The organism is Sphingobacterium sp. UGAL515B_05 (assembly GCF_033097525.1).
Lineage (GTDB): Bacteria > Bacteroidota > Bacteroidia > Sphingobacteriales > Sphingobacteriaceae > Sphingobacterium.
On sequence record NZ_CP109907.1, the window covers coordinates 3,197,649 to 3,213,159 of the forward strand.

13 protein-coding genes are annotated in these 15,511 nt (G+C 39.2%); 7 read left to right on the plus strand and 6 right to left on the minus strand.

Features of this window, described 5'->3' with window-relative positions; translation table 11 throughout:
- Positions 1 to 56: 56 nt before the first annotated feature.
- From secF to OK025_RS12990, 3 genes are all read right to left on the minus strand, one after another.
- On the minus strand, positions 57 to 998 hold the full coding sequence (gene secF / locus OK025_RS12980; RefSeq protein WP_317664291.1) for a protein translocase subunit SecF: 942 nt from the start codon (positions 996 to 998) through the stop codon (positions 57 to 59).
- Positions 953 to 3,037, minus strand: a complete 2,085-nt coding sequence (secD, locus tag OK025_RS12985) for a protein translocase subunit SecD (RefSeq protein ID WP_317664293.1) — start codon at positions 3,035 to 3,037, stop codon at positions 953 to 955. The genes secF and secD overlap by 46 nt, the downstream gene beginning before the upstream one ends.
- A gap of 260 nt (positions 3,038 to 3,297) precedes the next feature.
- Positions 3,298 to 3,771, minus strand: coding sequence for a hypothetical protein (locus tag OK025_RS12990; RefSeq protein WP_070565992.1), 474 nt, complete (start codon positions 3,769 to 3,771; stop codon positions 3,298 to 3,300).
- A 224-nt stretch (positions 3,772 to 3,995) separates the two neighbouring features.
- Here OK025_RS12990 and guaB point away from each other — a divergent pair, with 224 nt between their 5' ends.
- From guaB to OK025_RS13015, 5 genes are all read left to right on the plus strand, one after another.
- Entirely contained in the window at positions 3,996 to 5,471 is a 1,476-nt protein-coding gene (gene guaB, locus OK025_RS12995; protein ID WP_317664294.1) for an IMP dehydrogenase, read from the plus strand.
- A 144-nt stretch (positions 5,472 to 5,615) separates the two neighbouring features.
- Positions 5,616 to 7,895, plus strand: a complete 2,280-nt coding sequence (locus OK025_RS13000; protein ID WP_070565989.1) for an ATP-dependent helicase — start codon at positions 5,616 to 5,618, stop codon at positions 7,893 to 7,895.
- Positions 7,896 to 7,948: 53 nt separating this feature from the next.
- The gene (locus OK025_RS13005) at positions 7,949 to 8,782 is read left to right on the plus strand and encodes a DUF4290 domain-containing protein (RefSeq protein ID WP_317664297.1); all 834 of its coding nucleotides are present in this window, start codon (positions 7,949 to 7,951) and stop codon (positions 8,780 to 8,782) included.
- A gap of 210 nt (positions 8,783 to 8,992) precedes the next feature.
- Entirely contained in the window at positions 8,993 to 10,318 is a 1,326-nt protein-coding gene (gene murA / locus OK025_RS13010; RefSeq protein ID WP_317664298.1) for a UDP-N-acetylglucosamine 1-carboxyvinyltransferase, read from the plus strand.
- A 128-nt stretch (positions 10,319 to 10,446) separates the two neighbouring features.
- The gene (locus OK025_RS13015; protein WP_317664300.1) at positions 10,447 to 11,379 is read left to right on the plus strand and encodes a hypothetical protein; all 933 of its coding nucleotides are present in this window, start codon (positions 10,447 to 10,449) and stop codon (positions 11,377 to 11,379) included.
- Between the two features lie 67 nt (positions 11,380 to 11,446).
- Here OK025_RS13015 and OK025_RS13020 read toward each other — a convergent pair whose 3' ends face one another.
- Together OK025_RS13020 and OK025_RS13025 are read right to left on the minus strand one after the other, a co-directional pair.
- Positions 11,447 to 11,851 carry a DUF5606 domain-containing protein gene (locus tag OK025_RS13020; RefSeq protein ID WP_075993972.1) on the minus strand — a complete coding sequence of 135 codons (405 nt, stop codon included), beginning with the start codon at positions 11,849 to 11,851 and terminating at the stop codon, positions 11,447 to 11,449.
- Between the two features lie 26 nt (positions 11,852 to 11,877).
- Positions 11,878 to 12,336, minus strand: coding sequence for a peptidylprolyl isomerase (locus OK025_RS13025; RefSeq protein ID WP_046671802.1), 459 nt, complete (start codon positions 12,334 to 12,336; stop codon positions 11,878 to 11,880).
- A 164-nt stretch (positions 12,337 to 12,500) separates the two neighbouring features.
- On the opposite strand from OK025_RS13025, the gene radC reads away from it, so the two are divergent.
- Positions 12,501 to 13,199 carry a RadC family protein gene (gene radC, locus OK025_RS13030; RefSeq protein WP_120333384.1) on the plus strand — a complete coding sequence of 233 codons (699 nt, stop codon included), beginning with the start codon at positions 12,501 to 12,503 and terminating at the stop codon, positions 13,197 to 13,199.
- 17 nt (positions 13,200 to 13,216) lie between these two features.
- Positions 13,217 to 13,966 carry a class I SAM-dependent methyltransferase gene (locus tag OK025_RS13035; protein WP_317664302.1) on the plus strand — a complete coding sequence of 250 codons (750 nt, stop codon included), beginning with the start codon at positions 13,217 to 13,219 and terminating at the stop codon, positions 13,964 to 13,966.
- Here OK025_RS13035 and OK025_RS13040 read toward each other — a convergent pair whose 3' ends face one another.
- Complete coding sequence (locus OK025_RS13040) at positions 13,967 to 15,511, minus strand: MFS transporter (protein ID WP_317664304.1); 1,545 nt, start codon at positions 15,509 to 15,511, stop codon at positions 13,967 to 13,969.

The window sequence follows — 15,511 nt, forward strand, 5'->3', positions numbered from 1 at the left end:
TATTTTTAATCACTGAAAACCTGTATCGATTTTTCAGGACTAGTCAATATCAGCTATTATGGTCTTACGACTTCAGCTTTTTTAGCAGTATTACCTTCTGCCAAATGTTTTCCTTTACGTAAGTCATATACTGAAGGTGCAGCTAAGATAATCGATGAATATGTACCTACGATAACACCGATTAAGATCGCGAATGAGAATCCACGGATAACTTCACCACCAAAGATAAACAATACAGCAAGAACAAACACGATTGTCAATGAGGTGATAATTGTTCTACTTAATGTCGAGTTGATCGCATGGTTTACGACATCGCCAAGATCTTCATTATGTGCATTTGGTTTCGATACGAATTCACGTAAACGGTCAAATACAACCACTGTATCATTCACCGAGTAAGCAATTACAGTTAATATCGCTGCTACAAAGTGTTGGTCAATATCAAGTGAGAATGGTACGATACCATCCAAGATAGAGAATAATCCCAATAAAATGATCGCATCGTGAATTGTTGCAATAGCTGCTCCAACTGAATATTCCCATTTATGGAAACGGATCAAGATGTAAGCTGCAACAATAATGATAGAGAAAATTGCTGAGCTGGTTGCTCTAGATTTGATGTCGGTAGCGATACTTGGTCCAACTTTTTGAGACGAAAGAATCTCATGTTTATTGGAAGCATCTACTTTCGATAGACCTTGGTTTAATTTGTCCAATACTTCTTTATCAGCACTGTCCGAAGTTTCTTCGATATGATAAGTTGTTGTAATACGCAATTGATTGGATGCACCGAATACTTTTACTTCTGTAGTTTTCTTGAATATATCATCCAAGTTTGTACGTACAGCTTCTAAGTCCACAGGTTTGTCATAACGAACAGTATAAGTACGTCCACCTTGGAAATCCACACCTAAACTGAATCCTTTTGTGAAAATTGATGCAGCAGAAATTATTACAGCAACGATTGAAATGGCGTAAAAGATTTTACGTTTCTGCACGAATTTGAAGTTTGCGTTATGCAACGTGTTTGCAGACCAAGGAAAGAGACTTTGATTTTGAAATCTTTCGCCAACATCCATTCAAAGATAACACGTGTAACTAAGATCGCAGTAAACAATGAAGTAATAATACCCACCATCAACGTTGTTGCGAATCCTAAGATCGGACCACTACCAAATAAAAATAGGATAATACCAATTAAGAAAGTTGTGATCTGCGAATCCAGGATGGATGGTAACGCATGTTTGTAACCATCGGCAACAGCCTGACGGATCGATTTCCCTAAGCCCAGTTCTTCACGGATACGTTCATAAATCAAAACGTTTGCATCGACAGCAGTACCCATTGTCAATACGATACCGGCAATACCAGGTAGGGTCAGTACGGCATTTAAGGATGCCAATACCCCCATAATGATAAATACGTTTAACAATACCGCGATGTTTGCTACGATACCCGCCGTATTGTAGTAAGCGATCATAAAGATCATTACCACGATAATACCGATAACAGCGGAGTTTACACCGGCATCGATGGCAGCCTGACCCAAAGTAGGACCCACTACAGCTTCTTCAACGATTTTAGCAGTTGTCGGAAGACGACCTGCCTTCAATACGTTCGCCAAATCTTTGGTATCTTCTACCGTAAAGGATCCAGAGATTGATGAGCTACCATTTGGAATTTCACCGTTTACAGAAGGAGCAGAATAAACTACATTATCAAGAACGATAGCAATTGCATCTCTGTTTTGAGCTGCTTTTGCAGTAATTTTCTTCCATTGATGAGCACCCTCACTGTTCATTTGCATACCAACCACAGGTTGATTTTTATCATCAAAGTTTGCTGTTGCGTCAGTGATCACATCACCCGTCAATACAGCGCCATTGTCTTGTCCAGACCCTTTAATTGCGTATAATGATAGTTGTTCAGGTGTTTTTTGCTCAGGTTTTACAGCCCATAAAAGCTTTAAGTTTCCAGGAAGGATTGATTTCACCTCAGGACGTTGCAAGTAAGCATTTACTTTTGCCGTATCTTTTAATGAAGCAATACCCACCAATGGGCCTGGGCCAAGTGTGGGCTGCTGGTTTTCGTTTAGATATGCGTTTGCTCTTAAAATTTCAAATAATGGATTTTTCTGCCCTAGATTAACAGCAGCACTGTCTTTCTTAGCATCTTTTTTACCACCGGTTAGATTAGACAATAAATCATCTGATTTTTTGCTTGTATCTGCTGCAGCATTTGTTGTAGCAGCTGGAGCAGCTTTTAACGTTGATGCTAAAGTTTTATCGATATTTTCCAGTATTGGATAAATTTCCTGGTTTGTATAGGTTTCGTAGAATTCCAATTTAGCCGAACCTTGTAATAGGTTACGAACACGGCTTTCATCTTTCACACCAGGTAATTCGATCAAAATACGGTTTGTACCTTGTTGAATTTGAATGTTTGGCGATGCAACGCCAAATTTATCGATACGTGTACGAAGTACTTTGTATGAGTTTTGGATGGCATTGTCTGCTTCTTTTTGAAGGAATGATTCGACTTTGGAGTCTGAATCACCAGGTTTAATTAGAGCAGCGTTATCTTTTGTTGAAAAGAATGTCGATAGTGGAGTTGTAGCACCGATGGATTTGTACTCTTCCATAAATAAAGCAACGACTGTTTTTGCACTCGTTTTGCTTTTTGCTACTGCTTGCTCCAACGCTTTGTTGAATTTCTCATCTTTTGGATTGTTCGCCAAATTGCGGATCAATTCGTCCAATGAGATTTCCATGGTCACGTTCATACCACCTTTCAAATCCAATCCCAAAGCGAGTTCATTTGCTTTGGCTTCCCGATAGGTGTATTTTGCAAAACCTAAATTGTACACTACTTCACCTGCCATTGAGTCGAGGTAGCTTTTCTCTTTCGCCAAGTCTCCTTTGGCAAAATTCTCAGCATCTCGCTCCACATTGCGGGTCACCCAAGTAAATGATAGGGAGTATAGACACGCTAATGACACCACTATCACTAAAAGTTTAATCAGCCCTTTACCTTGCATCGTCTGTTATAATTGTATTAATTTTAATGTTAAATACTGTTTATGTAATTGATAATTAGTTCTCGTTTAATCACATTTTACCAAGAATGGCAAAGGTATAAAATTTTTGTAGAATGAAAAGTTTTATTTACGCCAATCAGGTCAACGGCATAAAAATAGGAGAATTGAAGAAAAAAAGAAATATTTATTGATTTTATTTATAAAAAAAGGCCCTGCTCAACATAGAGAAGGACCTTTTATACTGTCTAGTTGTTTTTATATTATTTCAATGTGTATTTGATACCGAACGAGAATGTTGAAGCATCAAAATCACTGTTGTGGTTCAATCTCCAGTCAGGTTTCCAGTCTGCGTGGAACGCAATCGGAGCAACTGGAATTTTAAATTCCAAACCTAATTGCGGACGCAACGCAACGTTTGTAATGTTATCACCTACGTCAATAAAAGTCAATTGTGCACCAACACCTGCATACCATCCCAAACCATTAACACCTTGGAAAGGTCTCGCATATTGGTAATCCGCACCAACAGCAACAACATGGTCGTCAAACATCACTTGTGCTTGCCCCATGTTGGCACCACCAAAAGATTGCTTATATTGAACACCCCATAAGTCAGTTGTTGTACCATCGAATACAACACCTATCGCTGATCTAAATGGAGACTGAGCTTTCGCTTCCTGTGCGCCAAATGCTAATGCTGCGACGGCAGCTAATGAGAGTAATGTCTTTTTCATAATTATCTTATCTTTATATTTTCATTAATTAAAATAACTTTTCGTGTTACCAAAAGCAAATAGCCTGCCAAAAAATGATAAAGGTCGGGACGTACACGAAGTGAATGCTTAATTCATAACGTTTCTAATTTGTCTTCCGATTGTAATTTGTATCTTTTATTTTTTATTATTGCTTATTTTTCTTAAATTTGCCTGGCAAATAGAAAACCCAATACATATTTGCCATGCAATTAGATCCACAAAAATTCGTAGCAGAAGGTCTCACTTACGACGACGTCTTATTAATTCCAGCTTATTCTGAGATTTTACCCCGTGACGTTGATACGAGCACTTCGCTAACAAAAAAAATCAAATTAAATATTCCATTGGTTTCTGCAGCAATGGATACGGTAACCGGTGCTGATTTGGCGATTGCGATTGCTCAAGCTGGCGGTATTGGTATGTTGCATAAGAACATGACGATTGCAGAACAAGCTGCTGAAGTACGCAAAGTAAAACGTTCGGAGAGCGGTATGATTCAGGATCCAGTAACGTTATTGGCAACAGCAACTGTGGGCGATGCCTTCAATATTATGAAGGAGCACAAAATCGGTGGAATTCCTGTTGTGAACGAAAAAGGCCAATTGGTTGGTATTGTAACGAATCGTGATCTTCGTTTCCAAAAAGATATGAGCCGTCCAATCAACGAATTGATGACTAAGGAAAATCTTGTTGTCGCGCCCGAAGGAACGGATTTGGTGAAAGCGGAAGAGATTCTTCAAAATGAAAAAATCGAAAAACTTCCCGTAGTCAATGAGGATGGTATTTTGAAAGGCTTGATTACTTTTAAAGATATCCAAAAATATAAACATTACCCCAATGCTGCCAAAGATAGCCATGGCCGTTTATTGGTTGGTGCGGCAGTAGGTGTTACACCAGATACCCTTGATCGCGTTGAGGCTTTGGTGAAAGCAGGTGTGGATGTGGTTACAATTGATACGGCACATGGGCATTCTAAAGGTGTAATTGATAAGTTGAAATTGGTGAAATCTCAATTCCCTGAATTACAGGTAATCGTTGGAAATATTGCGACAGGTGCAGCGGCAACAGCTTTGGCTGAAGCAGGTGCAGATGCCGTAAAAGTAGGTATCGGACCGGGTTCAATCTGTACAACACGTATTATTGCTGGTGTCGGTGTTCCTCAGCTTTATGCTGTATATGAAGTTGCCAAAGCACTTAAAGGAACTGGCGTGCCATTGATCGCAGATGGTGGTATCAAACAAACAGGTGATATTGCAAAAGCAATTGCAGCCGGAGCAAGCACAATTATGGCTGGCTCTTTATTCGCTGGTGTGGAAGAAGCTCCAGGTGAAACAATTATCTATGAGGGACGTAAGTTTAAATCTTACCGCGGTATGGGTTCAATCGAAGCCATGGAAAAAGGATCTAAAGATCGTTATTTCCAAGACGTAGAAGATGATATCAAAAAATTGGTTCCGGAAGGTATTGTTGGGCGTGTTCCTTACAAAGGTACATTGGCTGAGGTCGTTTATCAATATATTGGCGGATTACGCGCTTCCATGGGATACTGTGGAGCTGCAACAATTGAAAAATTACAGGAAGCACAATTTGTCCGTATTACAGGAGCAGGGTTGAGAGAGTCCCATCCACATAATATTTCCATTACGAAGGAAGCACCAAATTATAACAGCAGAGGCTAGATGTTGCCTGGATGATATAAAAACCGATAATCTTGATTATCGGTTTTTTTTTGTGTAAAAATATTAGCAAGATAGCCCCAGTGATCAATAGGAAATTTGTACTTTTATACCCTATTCTCAGGTTTTAAAATTTAAGGAGTTAATTTGGATTATTTAGCGGGTTTAAACCCTTCACAACGAGGAGCCGTAGAGCAAACAGAAGGTCCTGTGATGATTGTTGCGGGAGCTGGTTCAGGAAAAACACGGGTAATTACCTATCGTGTAGCACACTTGATTCGAAAAGGTGTTGATCCATTCAATATCTTGGTATTAACATTTACCAACAAGGCCGCCAAAGAGATGCGCGCACGTATCGTTTCTGTCGTTGGAAGCGAAGCGAAAAATATTTGGATGGGAACATTCCACTCGGTATTCGCAAAGATACTCCGTGTCGAAGCAGAATTGATCGGTTATCCCAGAAACTTTACCATCTACGATACGGACGATACCAAAAGTTTGTTGCGTGCCATTTTAAAGGAAATGAATCTCGATGATAAGCTGTACAATGTCAATCATGTGTATGGACGTATCTCACAGGCAAAAAACAACTTGATCTCACCACAGGAATATAATAAAAATGAGGCTATATTGGCTGAAGATATTTCCAATGGTCGTGGTCAATTGGGACAGATTTATATGACCTATGCGCAACGTTGCTACCGTGCAGGAGCAATGGACTTTGACGATTTGTTGTTTAAGACAAATGTGTTGCTAAATAAGCATCCAGAGGTATTGCATAAATACCAGCATCAGTTTCGTTATCTGATGGTGGATGAGTATCAGGATACCAACTTTTCCCAGTATCTCATCGTAAAACGTCTGGCGGCAGTTAATGAGAATATCTGTGTGGTAGGGGATGATGCACAATCGATCTATGCATTTCGTGGTGCAAATATTCAGAACATCCTGAATTTCCAAAAGGATTATCCAGATGTGAAGATCTTTAAATTGGAGCAGAATTATCGATCGACTAAGATGATTGTGAATGCGGCCAATTCGGTGATTGCGAATAATCAGAATCAATTGGAAAAAAATGTTTTCTCGGATAATGAAGAGGGCGAAAAGATCAAGGTTTCACGTGCTTTCTCTGACAATGAGGAAGGTAAGATCGTTGCTGACCAGATCATCGAAGAGAAATCATTAAAAGGACTTAATTATAAAGATTTTGCTATTCTGTATCGTACCAACGCCCAATCCAGGGCAATGGAGGAGGCCTTACGCAAAATTAATATCCCCTATAAAATATACGGTGGTACTTCTTTCTATCAACGGAAAGAAATTAAAGATCTGATCGCGTATTTCAGACTCACCTTCAACCCAAATGATGAGGAAGCACTAAAGCGTGTTATCAATTATCCACGTAGAGGGATCGGGGATACGACGATAGAGAAGATCATGATCGCTGCAGATCAGAATCAATACCGTATATGGGATGTTGTCGCAAATGCAGCCCAGTTTCTAGACGGACGTAGTGCAACTTCTGTCGGTGGTTTTGCACAGATGATACAGAGTTTTCAAGCTCTTGCCAAAAACAATAACGCATTTGATACGGCAATGCATATTGCGCAGCACTGTGGTATTCTGAAAGAATTGTATGAAGATAAATCGGTAGAGGGGTTGGCGCGTTACGAAAATATCCAGGAACTCCTCAATGGTATCAAGGAGTTTTCGGAACGGGAAGATATCGAAGAGCGTGGACTTGATGTCTATATGCAGGATATCGCCCTGTTGACAAACGACGATAATGATAAAGATCCAAATGCTGATACTGTATCATTGATGACCATTCACTCTTCCAAAGGATTGGAATTTCCGATTGTTTTCATTGTAGGCTTAGAAGAAAACCTATTTCCTTCCCAGTTATCGTTGAATTCCAGGTCGGAATTGGAAGAGGAACGAAGACTTTTTTATGTCGCTGTTACGAGAGCTGAAAAAAAATTACTACTTTCGTATGCTACTTCGCGATATCGTTGGGGAACGCTGAATAACTGCGAACCCAGTCGCTTCTTGGATGAATTGAATCCGGCATGTCTTGCATTGGATTTTAAACCACGACAAACTTCTGCCTCAGCCGGAAGTTTTCAAGGCGAACGAATTGCATGGCAACAAAAGGACAGTGATGATACGTTTTCTAAACCTAAGCCTAAGCCGATGGTGAAAACGACATCAATACTACCGAAAGCCCACAAACCTACTGCGGGTTTTGCTCCTTCAGATACATCAAATCTTCAAGTCGGCATGGAAGTTGAACATGAACGCTTTGGATTTGGGAAAGTTGTTAATCTCGAAGGAAACAAAGGAGATATAAAAGCAACTATTTTCTTTAAAGAGTTGGGACAGAAACAATTGTTGCTTAAATTTGCAAAACTTAGAATAATTCAATAATAAAATACCAAAACGGCATCTTGATCGTTTAATTAGGTACTTATATTAGCTATATGAACTTTGACTACAACAGCACTAGACCAAAATTGATCCTTGCAGAATATGGTCGCAATGTGCAAAATATGGTAGATTACATCTGTACTTTACCCACAAAGGAAGAAAGAAATAAACATGCGCAGATTGTAATCGATATGATGGGGGTATTGAACCCACATTTGAGAGACGTGTCTGATTTTAAACATAAACTGTGGGATCACCTACAGATTATCTCTGATTTTAAATTGGATATTGACTCACCTTATCCAATTGCTACAGCGAAAAGTGTGAAACATGAAGTTGAGCATTTGGGCTATCCGCAGCATTCCATTAGATTCAAGCACTATGGTTTTACCGTAGAGAAAATGATTGAAAAGGCTTTATTGGCTAATGACGAGGCTAAAAGAGAGCAGATGGTTATCGGTATCGCCAATTTTATGAAAATGGCTTACCTGACCTGGAATAAGGATTCTGTTTCGGACGAGTTGATCATCCAGGATCTCAAAGAGTTGTCAGGTTATCAATTGACCTTACCGGAAGGTACCGTTTTGACTAAACTTGACTTTAAAACTCCGCCGCCGGGAAATCGTGTTAAGGGACCTGCCAATAATAATTCGGGCGGAAATCATAACAATAACAATAATAACAATAATTCTGGCCACCAGTCGAAAGGTGGAGGTAAGCCTCGTATGACAAACAACAACAACAATAACAATAACAATACGAAGCGCAATAACTACGGAAGCAATAACAACAGCTACAGTAGGGATAACAATAACAACAGCTACAGTAGGGACAACAATAACAGAAACAGAAAGCCGCAGGGTAATTATAATAATAAACGAGGCTAGTTCTTAAAGATTTTGTTTAAAGAAGCAGGCAATTGCGAAGTGATTAACAGATTTCTTTACAATTGCCTTCTTTTTTTAAGAATCGCGCTGTTTTAATAAAAAACAAGGTTCTTTGGTCTCCGATCCCTGTATGTTAGGCGGAAGGCTAAATATCCCAAGGCTAATACAAGAACTGGGATAAGATACTAAGAAGATATCACTTATATATAAATGAACGCATTTGAAATAATCGGTGGAAAACCGTTAAAGGGAGAGATTATTCCTCAAGGAGCAAAAAATGAGGCCTTACAGATCCTTTCTGCAGTTTTACTGACAGAAGAACCTATGACCATCAGTAATATCCCAGATATTAAGGATGTCAATAAGTTGATCGATCTATTGGCTGCTTTAGGTGTTAAAATTAATCGCGTAGATAAGGACACATACGTTTTTGAAGCCAAAGATATAAATATAGACTATTTCCAGTCACCCGAATTTAAAGAAAAAGGTGGTGGATTGCGGGGCTCTATCATGATTGTCGGTCCTTTGTTGGCTCGATTCGGAAAAGCCGCTATTCCGAAACCGGGGGGTGATAAAATAGGACGTAGACGATTAGATACACACTTTTTGGGCTTTGAAAAATTGGGCGCTAAGTTTGTGTACGATGCGACTACCCATTTTTTTAACGTTGATGCGACGGAGTTAAAAGGAAGTTATATCCTTTTGGACGAAGCTTCTGTAACGGGTACGGCGAATATCGTGATGGCTGCTGTATTGGCAAAAGGGACAACAACGATATACAACGCTGCTTGTGAGCCTTATTTACAACAACTATGTAAGATGTTGAATCGCATGGGTGCTAAAATATCCGGTATTGGATCTAATTTGTTGACTATCGAAGGAGTAGAGCGTCTGGGGGGAACTTCACACCGCATGTTGCCTGATATGATTGAAATAGGTTCTTTCATCGGACTTGCAGCAATGACAGGTTCAGAAATCACCATTAAAGATGTCTGTTTCGAAGAACTTGGCGTTATCCCATCTGTATTTTCGCGCTTAGGTATCAAGTTTGAATTACGTGGTGATGATATTTTTATTCCGGCGCAAGAATCGTATGAAATCGATACATTTATCGATGGATCTATCCTGACGATTTCAGATGCACCTTGGCCAGGTTTTACGCCCGATTTATTAAGTATAGTACTTGTTGTGGCGACTCAGGCAAAAGGAAACGTATTGATCCACCAAAAAATGTTCGAGAGCCGTTTGTTCTTCGTGGACAAATTGATTGATATGGGGGCGCAGATTATCTTGTGCGATCCGCACCGAGCAACCGTTATTGGACTGAATAAATCACACCACCTGAGAGGTATTGAGATGACTTCGCCAGATATTCGTGCCGGGGTGTCTTTATTGATTGCAGCGCTATCTGCCAAAGGAAAATCTGTGATCCACAATATCGAACAGATTGAACGTGGCTATCAAGATATCGAAGAACGCTTGCGTAAATTAGGAGCCGATATTAAACGTATCGATGCCGAACCAAAAGGTCATTAATTAAAGCGAATAGCCTATGTGCTAGTGTAAGATAAAAGAAGCTCCGGATATAAATTCTGGGGCTTTTTTTGTGATATCTGCGTCAAATAAGGTAAATTTGTCTATACTACATTTAAATAGCTATAGATATGAAAAAATATCTAAAAAAGTACGCCTTAGTTTTCCCATTATTAGGCATAGTACTTCTTTTTCACAATTGTCAATCCTCTACACCTAAAGAGGTTAAGCTACATGAAGAATCAAATACAACAACGGATATCCGCTCTTCTAAACGGATCAATGCTGCGGTAATTGTACAGAAAGTTACTTTTCCCAATATGCCATTTGCTGAACTGATCAGGTTGATGAATCTGACAAAGGATAGTTCGCCCGCAGCATTGTGGAAAACGATATCCGCGCTACCTCCGTTAGAGCAAATGAAGAAAGATAGCTTTGATATTGAAAATCCCCTGCAACGCATGGAGCTTATGCTTGTTCCTTTGCGCAAGATGGAAATCAAGTTCGATCAACAACAGGCAAAATCTGATGCGGAGGGCCTGACCTATCGTTTGCAAAATTATGTGAATTATGGCAAGAGCTCGGGCGAAGGTTTTCTTGCAAATCGCGAAAATGAGGGGATCAATTTAGCACTGAACTTTCCTGAAGGAAAACATAAAGAATTCGCTAAAGTGCAGATACGAATAAATCCCAAAGAGTATATGATCGATAAGACCGGAAAAACAAAAGTAATTGCCGGCATTACCTGCCAGCAGGCCATTTACAATAAAATTGATGCAAATGATAATATACTCCCCAAATTTGTCGTTTGGAAAAGTCCAAGGATTCCAAAAGGAATTAATCTGTTACATCCTTATGTGTTTGATGAAAAAGAAGGAATCCTTGAAATCGATGCCTATCTCAATGCAGATGAAAATTCCCTATTGCGCTTTACAACCACAGCTGTCGTCGAAAAAAAATTTGAACCCAAAGATTTTGAGATAAGAGAAGCACATGCCAAGCTTGACGGGGCCAAGGATCAAAACAGCATCGAAAAAAATGTACTTGATGTAGTGTTTCATTAGAAAACACCATAAAAAAGGAGTTGATCAATTGATCAACTCCTTTTTTATTTGGAATATATGTAAAAGTTTACATTAAAGGAGCAGGTGCTTCTTCTTCAAATAAAGGGAATTCCTTGATAATGTTATACCATGTGATTACCTTTTTAATATCCGAAGAATAAACACGTGATTCATCATGGCCAGGAGCTACTTCACGGAAGAAATCTCTTAATGTTGCGCCATCAGATTTTGTATCTGGCAGAGCGATGCCTTTCTCTTTGATTGTTTCAAAAATATTCAATAGACGAATTTCTTCTTCTTCACCATAGATGGTGATATCTTCCAAAGTCGCCATTTTTGTAGAAGATAAACTTACTACAGTTTTGATTTTTGCCTGATCAAGGGTTTCTAAAATAAAACCACCTTTATTTTGTCCAACCAATTTGAACAATCCTGGTTTACCAGTTACGGATACTAATGCTCTTAAATTCATTTTAATACGATTTAAATCTCCAAGAATTAATCTTCGATAACTTCAATTGATAAAATACGGTCACCTTGTCTGATATCGTCAACAATGTCTACGTTTTCGATAACTTTTCCAAAACAAGTATGGTTACGATCTAAGTGAGCAGTGTTGTTACGGCTATGACAGATGAAAAATTGAGAACCACCAGTATTACGGCCTGCATGAGCCATAGACAATACACCTCTATCGTGGTATTGGTTTTCGCCTGTTAATTCACAGTCAATTTTATAACCAGGGCCACCTGTTCCAGGGATTCCTGCAGCTCCTTCACGTGAATTTGGACATCCACCTTGGATAACGAAATCAGGGATCACACGGTGAAATGCCAATCCATCATAATATCCTGATTTAGCAAGTTTGATAAAATTGGCTACTGTATTTGGAGCATCAGCTGTGTAGAACTCCACAGTCATGTCGCCTTTTTCTGTTTTAATAATCGCTTTACTCATATTCAAAAATTTTTATGAAATACAAAGATAACGTTTCAGAGTGAAATGTGAAGTAAATCCCCATTGCCAATTTTTTTTAATTGATAGATTGTGTATTTCTCAGGATATTAAGTAACCGTATTTTTGTATATTTATGTACGCTAGCCAATTATAATTAACTGTATATGTCAAATCCGTACAAACTAGTCATTCGGGAGTGGGCAGAGGCCGATCGTCCGAGAGAGAAACTATTGAGCCAGGGCCGTAGGGCACTTACCGACGCCGAATTACTGGCTATCTTGATCGGATCTGGTTCCAAAAATGAAAGTGCTGTTGAATTATGCCGGCGCATATTGGCCGATGTCAATAACAACCTGCAGACGCTTTCGATGATGGAGGTTTCAGAACTGAGCATGTATAAAGGGATAGGCGAGGCAAAAGCCATCGCTATTCTTGCCGCATTGGAGCTCGCACGCCGCAAAAACGACCTCCCCGCAGAAGAACGTAAGCTCGTAAATAGCAGCCGCTTCGTTTACAACTTTATGAAACCCATACTTCAGGATCTGCCCCATGAAGAGTTTTGGACGCTGTATCTCAATACAGGGTATAAAATATTAGACAAACAACTGATTGGACGGGGGGGTAATGATTTTACGCCAGTCGATGTCCGGATTATATTACGATCTGCACTTAGCCTTAAAGCACATGCAATTATATTAGTTCATAACCATCCCTCGGGCACCTTGTATCCAAGCAATGCTGACAAAATTCTGACGCAAAAAATTGTTGAAGCCTCTAAAATTATGGATATTAGAGTTGCCGATCATTTAATCTTTACCGATAACGGATATTATAGTTTTAAAGATGAAGGTATAATCGACTAGTTACAGCAATTCTTAGTATGAACAAAAACAGTATTGATAGATTCACAAACAGGGTTGTCGATTACGAGAAATTTAGACCTTGTTACCCAAAAGAGATTATTCAGTTGCTTAAAGAACAAATAGGGCTGGATAAAAAGTGGTTGGTTGCCGATATCGGTAGTGGTACAGGGCTATCTACGCAACTTTTTCTCGAAAATGGGAATGACGTTTTTGCTGTTGAACCCAATCGGGAAATGCGTGAATCTTTACTGCATCATTTTAAAACCTATCGGAATTTAATCGCACTGAATGCGACTGCCGAAAATACATCGATTGAATCTGGATGTGTAGATCTCATTTTTGCAGGGCAATCGTTTCATTGGTTTGACCGGGAAGCATGTAAAAGGGAGTTCGCTCGCATTCTCACAGAAAATGGACGTATTGTTCTCGTCTGGAACCAGCGTGATCCCAGCGACGCTTTTCAACAGGAGTACGAAGATTTTCTGCTCAGTCATATACCAAGTTATCAATCTGTGAGTCACAAAAATATCAGTGATGATGATCTCAAACAATTTTTTGGATCACGTTCAATGACCAAGGTAACCTTACCAAATCAACAGATATTGGACCTTCGGTCGTTTTTGGGAAGAGTACGTTCATCATCCTATTTTCCCAAAGAGCAGGCTGAAAACAAAACGCTCTATGACGATCTCCGTACACTTTTCGATAAGTACGCAATCGCTGAGCGTATCGTATTCAAGTATATTACCGAAATTTATATCAGTTAACTAAGAAATAGGAATTTGCAAAGCTTCTTTCGTTGCATTTTTTCTCTTCCAGTCGAAAACTCTTCGCATAGGAGAAGAATGAAAAGGGAAGATTAAGATGAATAACGTTAGGATTACCCCGATAATAAATAGCCCGGAGTAGGCGTCGCGTAAGGATAGTAGCGAGGCTTGAACTTGGACCGATTTCATTATATTTCCTCTTTGTAGCACCAAGCTATTTGTTCGATCGATTATACCAGCAAGATTATTGGCATGAAGGATCTGTAGGTGGTAATACCAATTGGCAATGATGTTTGACCAGACTACAGGCACCAAAAATGAACGTGTAAGAATCAAAAATACTAACCCCGAGAGGTAATATTTGCTGGGAATATTACCGGCCATATATACGCCTATTCCTATGTAGGAAGTGATCACGCCCATTCCTCTTAATGTCAAAGGGAGATAGAACAAAGCCGTGTTTGTTTGTTGGTCGATAATCCTTGCAAAGAAAAAGCAAGATAGGGCATAACACGCTGCGGAGAATGCCAAAATGAACTTGCATTTTTTTGTTAATTTGAAATATATATAAGCGATTACAGCGCCAATCATATAACCAGGAATTACATAGGTATTTATTTCGGCGACTTCCAAGGGGTTTGTACCAAGCGTAATTCCCAAAAGAGAGGAGTACAGCGAGGTCGAGCTATAAAAGATGCCGAAAATAAAAATTATTCCAATGGAGATAGGCAGAATCCGTGTTGAAAAGGCTTCAAAATTTAAGAGTGATTTTCGGATTAGTACACTTCTATTTATAAAAAGTATAAAAAAACAGAGCGATGCGATTCCGGTGACCAAAATAAACCTGGAATGAAACCAATTTTGTGTCAGACCATATGTGCTGAAATAGGCGAAATTCAATAATGAAATGCAAAGTAAAATACTTCCAAACCAGTCATATTGATACAGCGGTACCTTTTTAAAATCTGACGATTTCATAAAGATGATGCAGATTAACAACGCTACTGCAAGTAGTATATTTTGAAATAAAAAGACAGTTTCCCAATAGAAACGTGTTGCAAATAGAACAGATACATAACTTGCCAAGGCAGGAATGATCATTGTCATGGGGTAGTAGACTGCATATAATTGATACCGTTCTCCACGTGGCATGAGAAAAGGGATCATTTCCCCAATGATAGCCATCGTGACAATAATCTTGGCACTCCCAATAAAAAATGTGGCCATACAGATGTTGACACCATTATTGGCATGTTCCAAAACCGCATTGGAAGCGAGGATAATGAAGATAGATACAATTAATATCGTCTTTTTGGAAAATAATTTCAACAACCTAAATACCAGTGGTATGGCACATACCATTCCCGCATAATAACAATATGTAGCCATACTCAGATCTGCGGTAGTACCGGCGTATCCATTCATGACATACGTGTTAATGGATGTTGGGATTCCATTATTGAACGAAAATAAAATATTGAGTACAAACAGAAAGAACAATTCCCAACCTGAACTCAACCAATCTCTGAATATGCGATCTTTCAT

What these genes read in the sequence shown, in the direction of transcription:
- OK025_RS13040 (WP_317664304.1), bottom strand. Translation starts at nt 15,511, where the DNA reads ATGAAAGATCGCATATTCAGAGATTGGTTGAGTTCAGGTTGGGAATTG.
- radC (WP_120333384.1), top strand. Translation starts at nt 12,501, where the DNA reads ATGTCAAATCCGTACAAACTAGTCATTCGGGAGTGGGCAGAGGCCGAT.
- OK025_RS12990 (WP_070565992.1), bottom strand. Translation starts at nt 3,771, where the DNA reads ATGAAAAAGACATTACTCTCATTAGCTGCCGTCGCAGCATTAGCATTT.
- OK025_RS13005 (WP_317664297.1), top strand. Translation starts at nt 7,949, where the DNA reads ATGAACTTTGACTACAACAGCACTAGACCAAAATTGATCCTTGCAGAA.
- OK025_RS13035 (WP_317664302.1), top strand. Translation starts at nt 13,217, where the DNA reads ATGAACAAAAACAGTATTGATAGATTCACAAACAGGGTTGTCGATTAC.
- secD (WP_317664293.1), bottom strand. Translation starts at nt 3,037, where the DNA reads ATGCAAGGTAAAGGGCTGATTAAACTTTTAGTGATAGTGGTGTCATTA.
- guaB (WP_317664294.1), top strand. Translation starts at nt 3,996, where the DNA reads ATGCAATTAGATCCACAAAAATTCGTAGCAGAAGGTCTCACTTACGAC.
- OK025_RS13015 (WP_317664300.1), top strand. Translation starts at nt 10,447, where the DNA reads ATGAAAAAATATCTAAAAAAGTACGCCTTAGTTTTCCCATTATTAGGC.
- murA (WP_317664298.1), top strand. Translation starts at nt 8,993, where the DNA reads ATGAACGCATTTGAAATAATCGGTGGAAAACCGTTAAAGGGAGAGATT.
- OK025_RS13025 (WP_046671802.1), bottom strand. Translation starts at nt 12,336, where the DNA reads ATGAGTAAAGCGATTATTAAAACAGAAAAAGGCGACATGACTGTGGAG.
- OK025_RS13020 (WP_075993972.1), bottom strand. Translation starts at nt 11,851, where the DNA reads ATGAATTTAAGAGCATTAGTATCCGTAACTGGTAAACCAGGATTGTTC.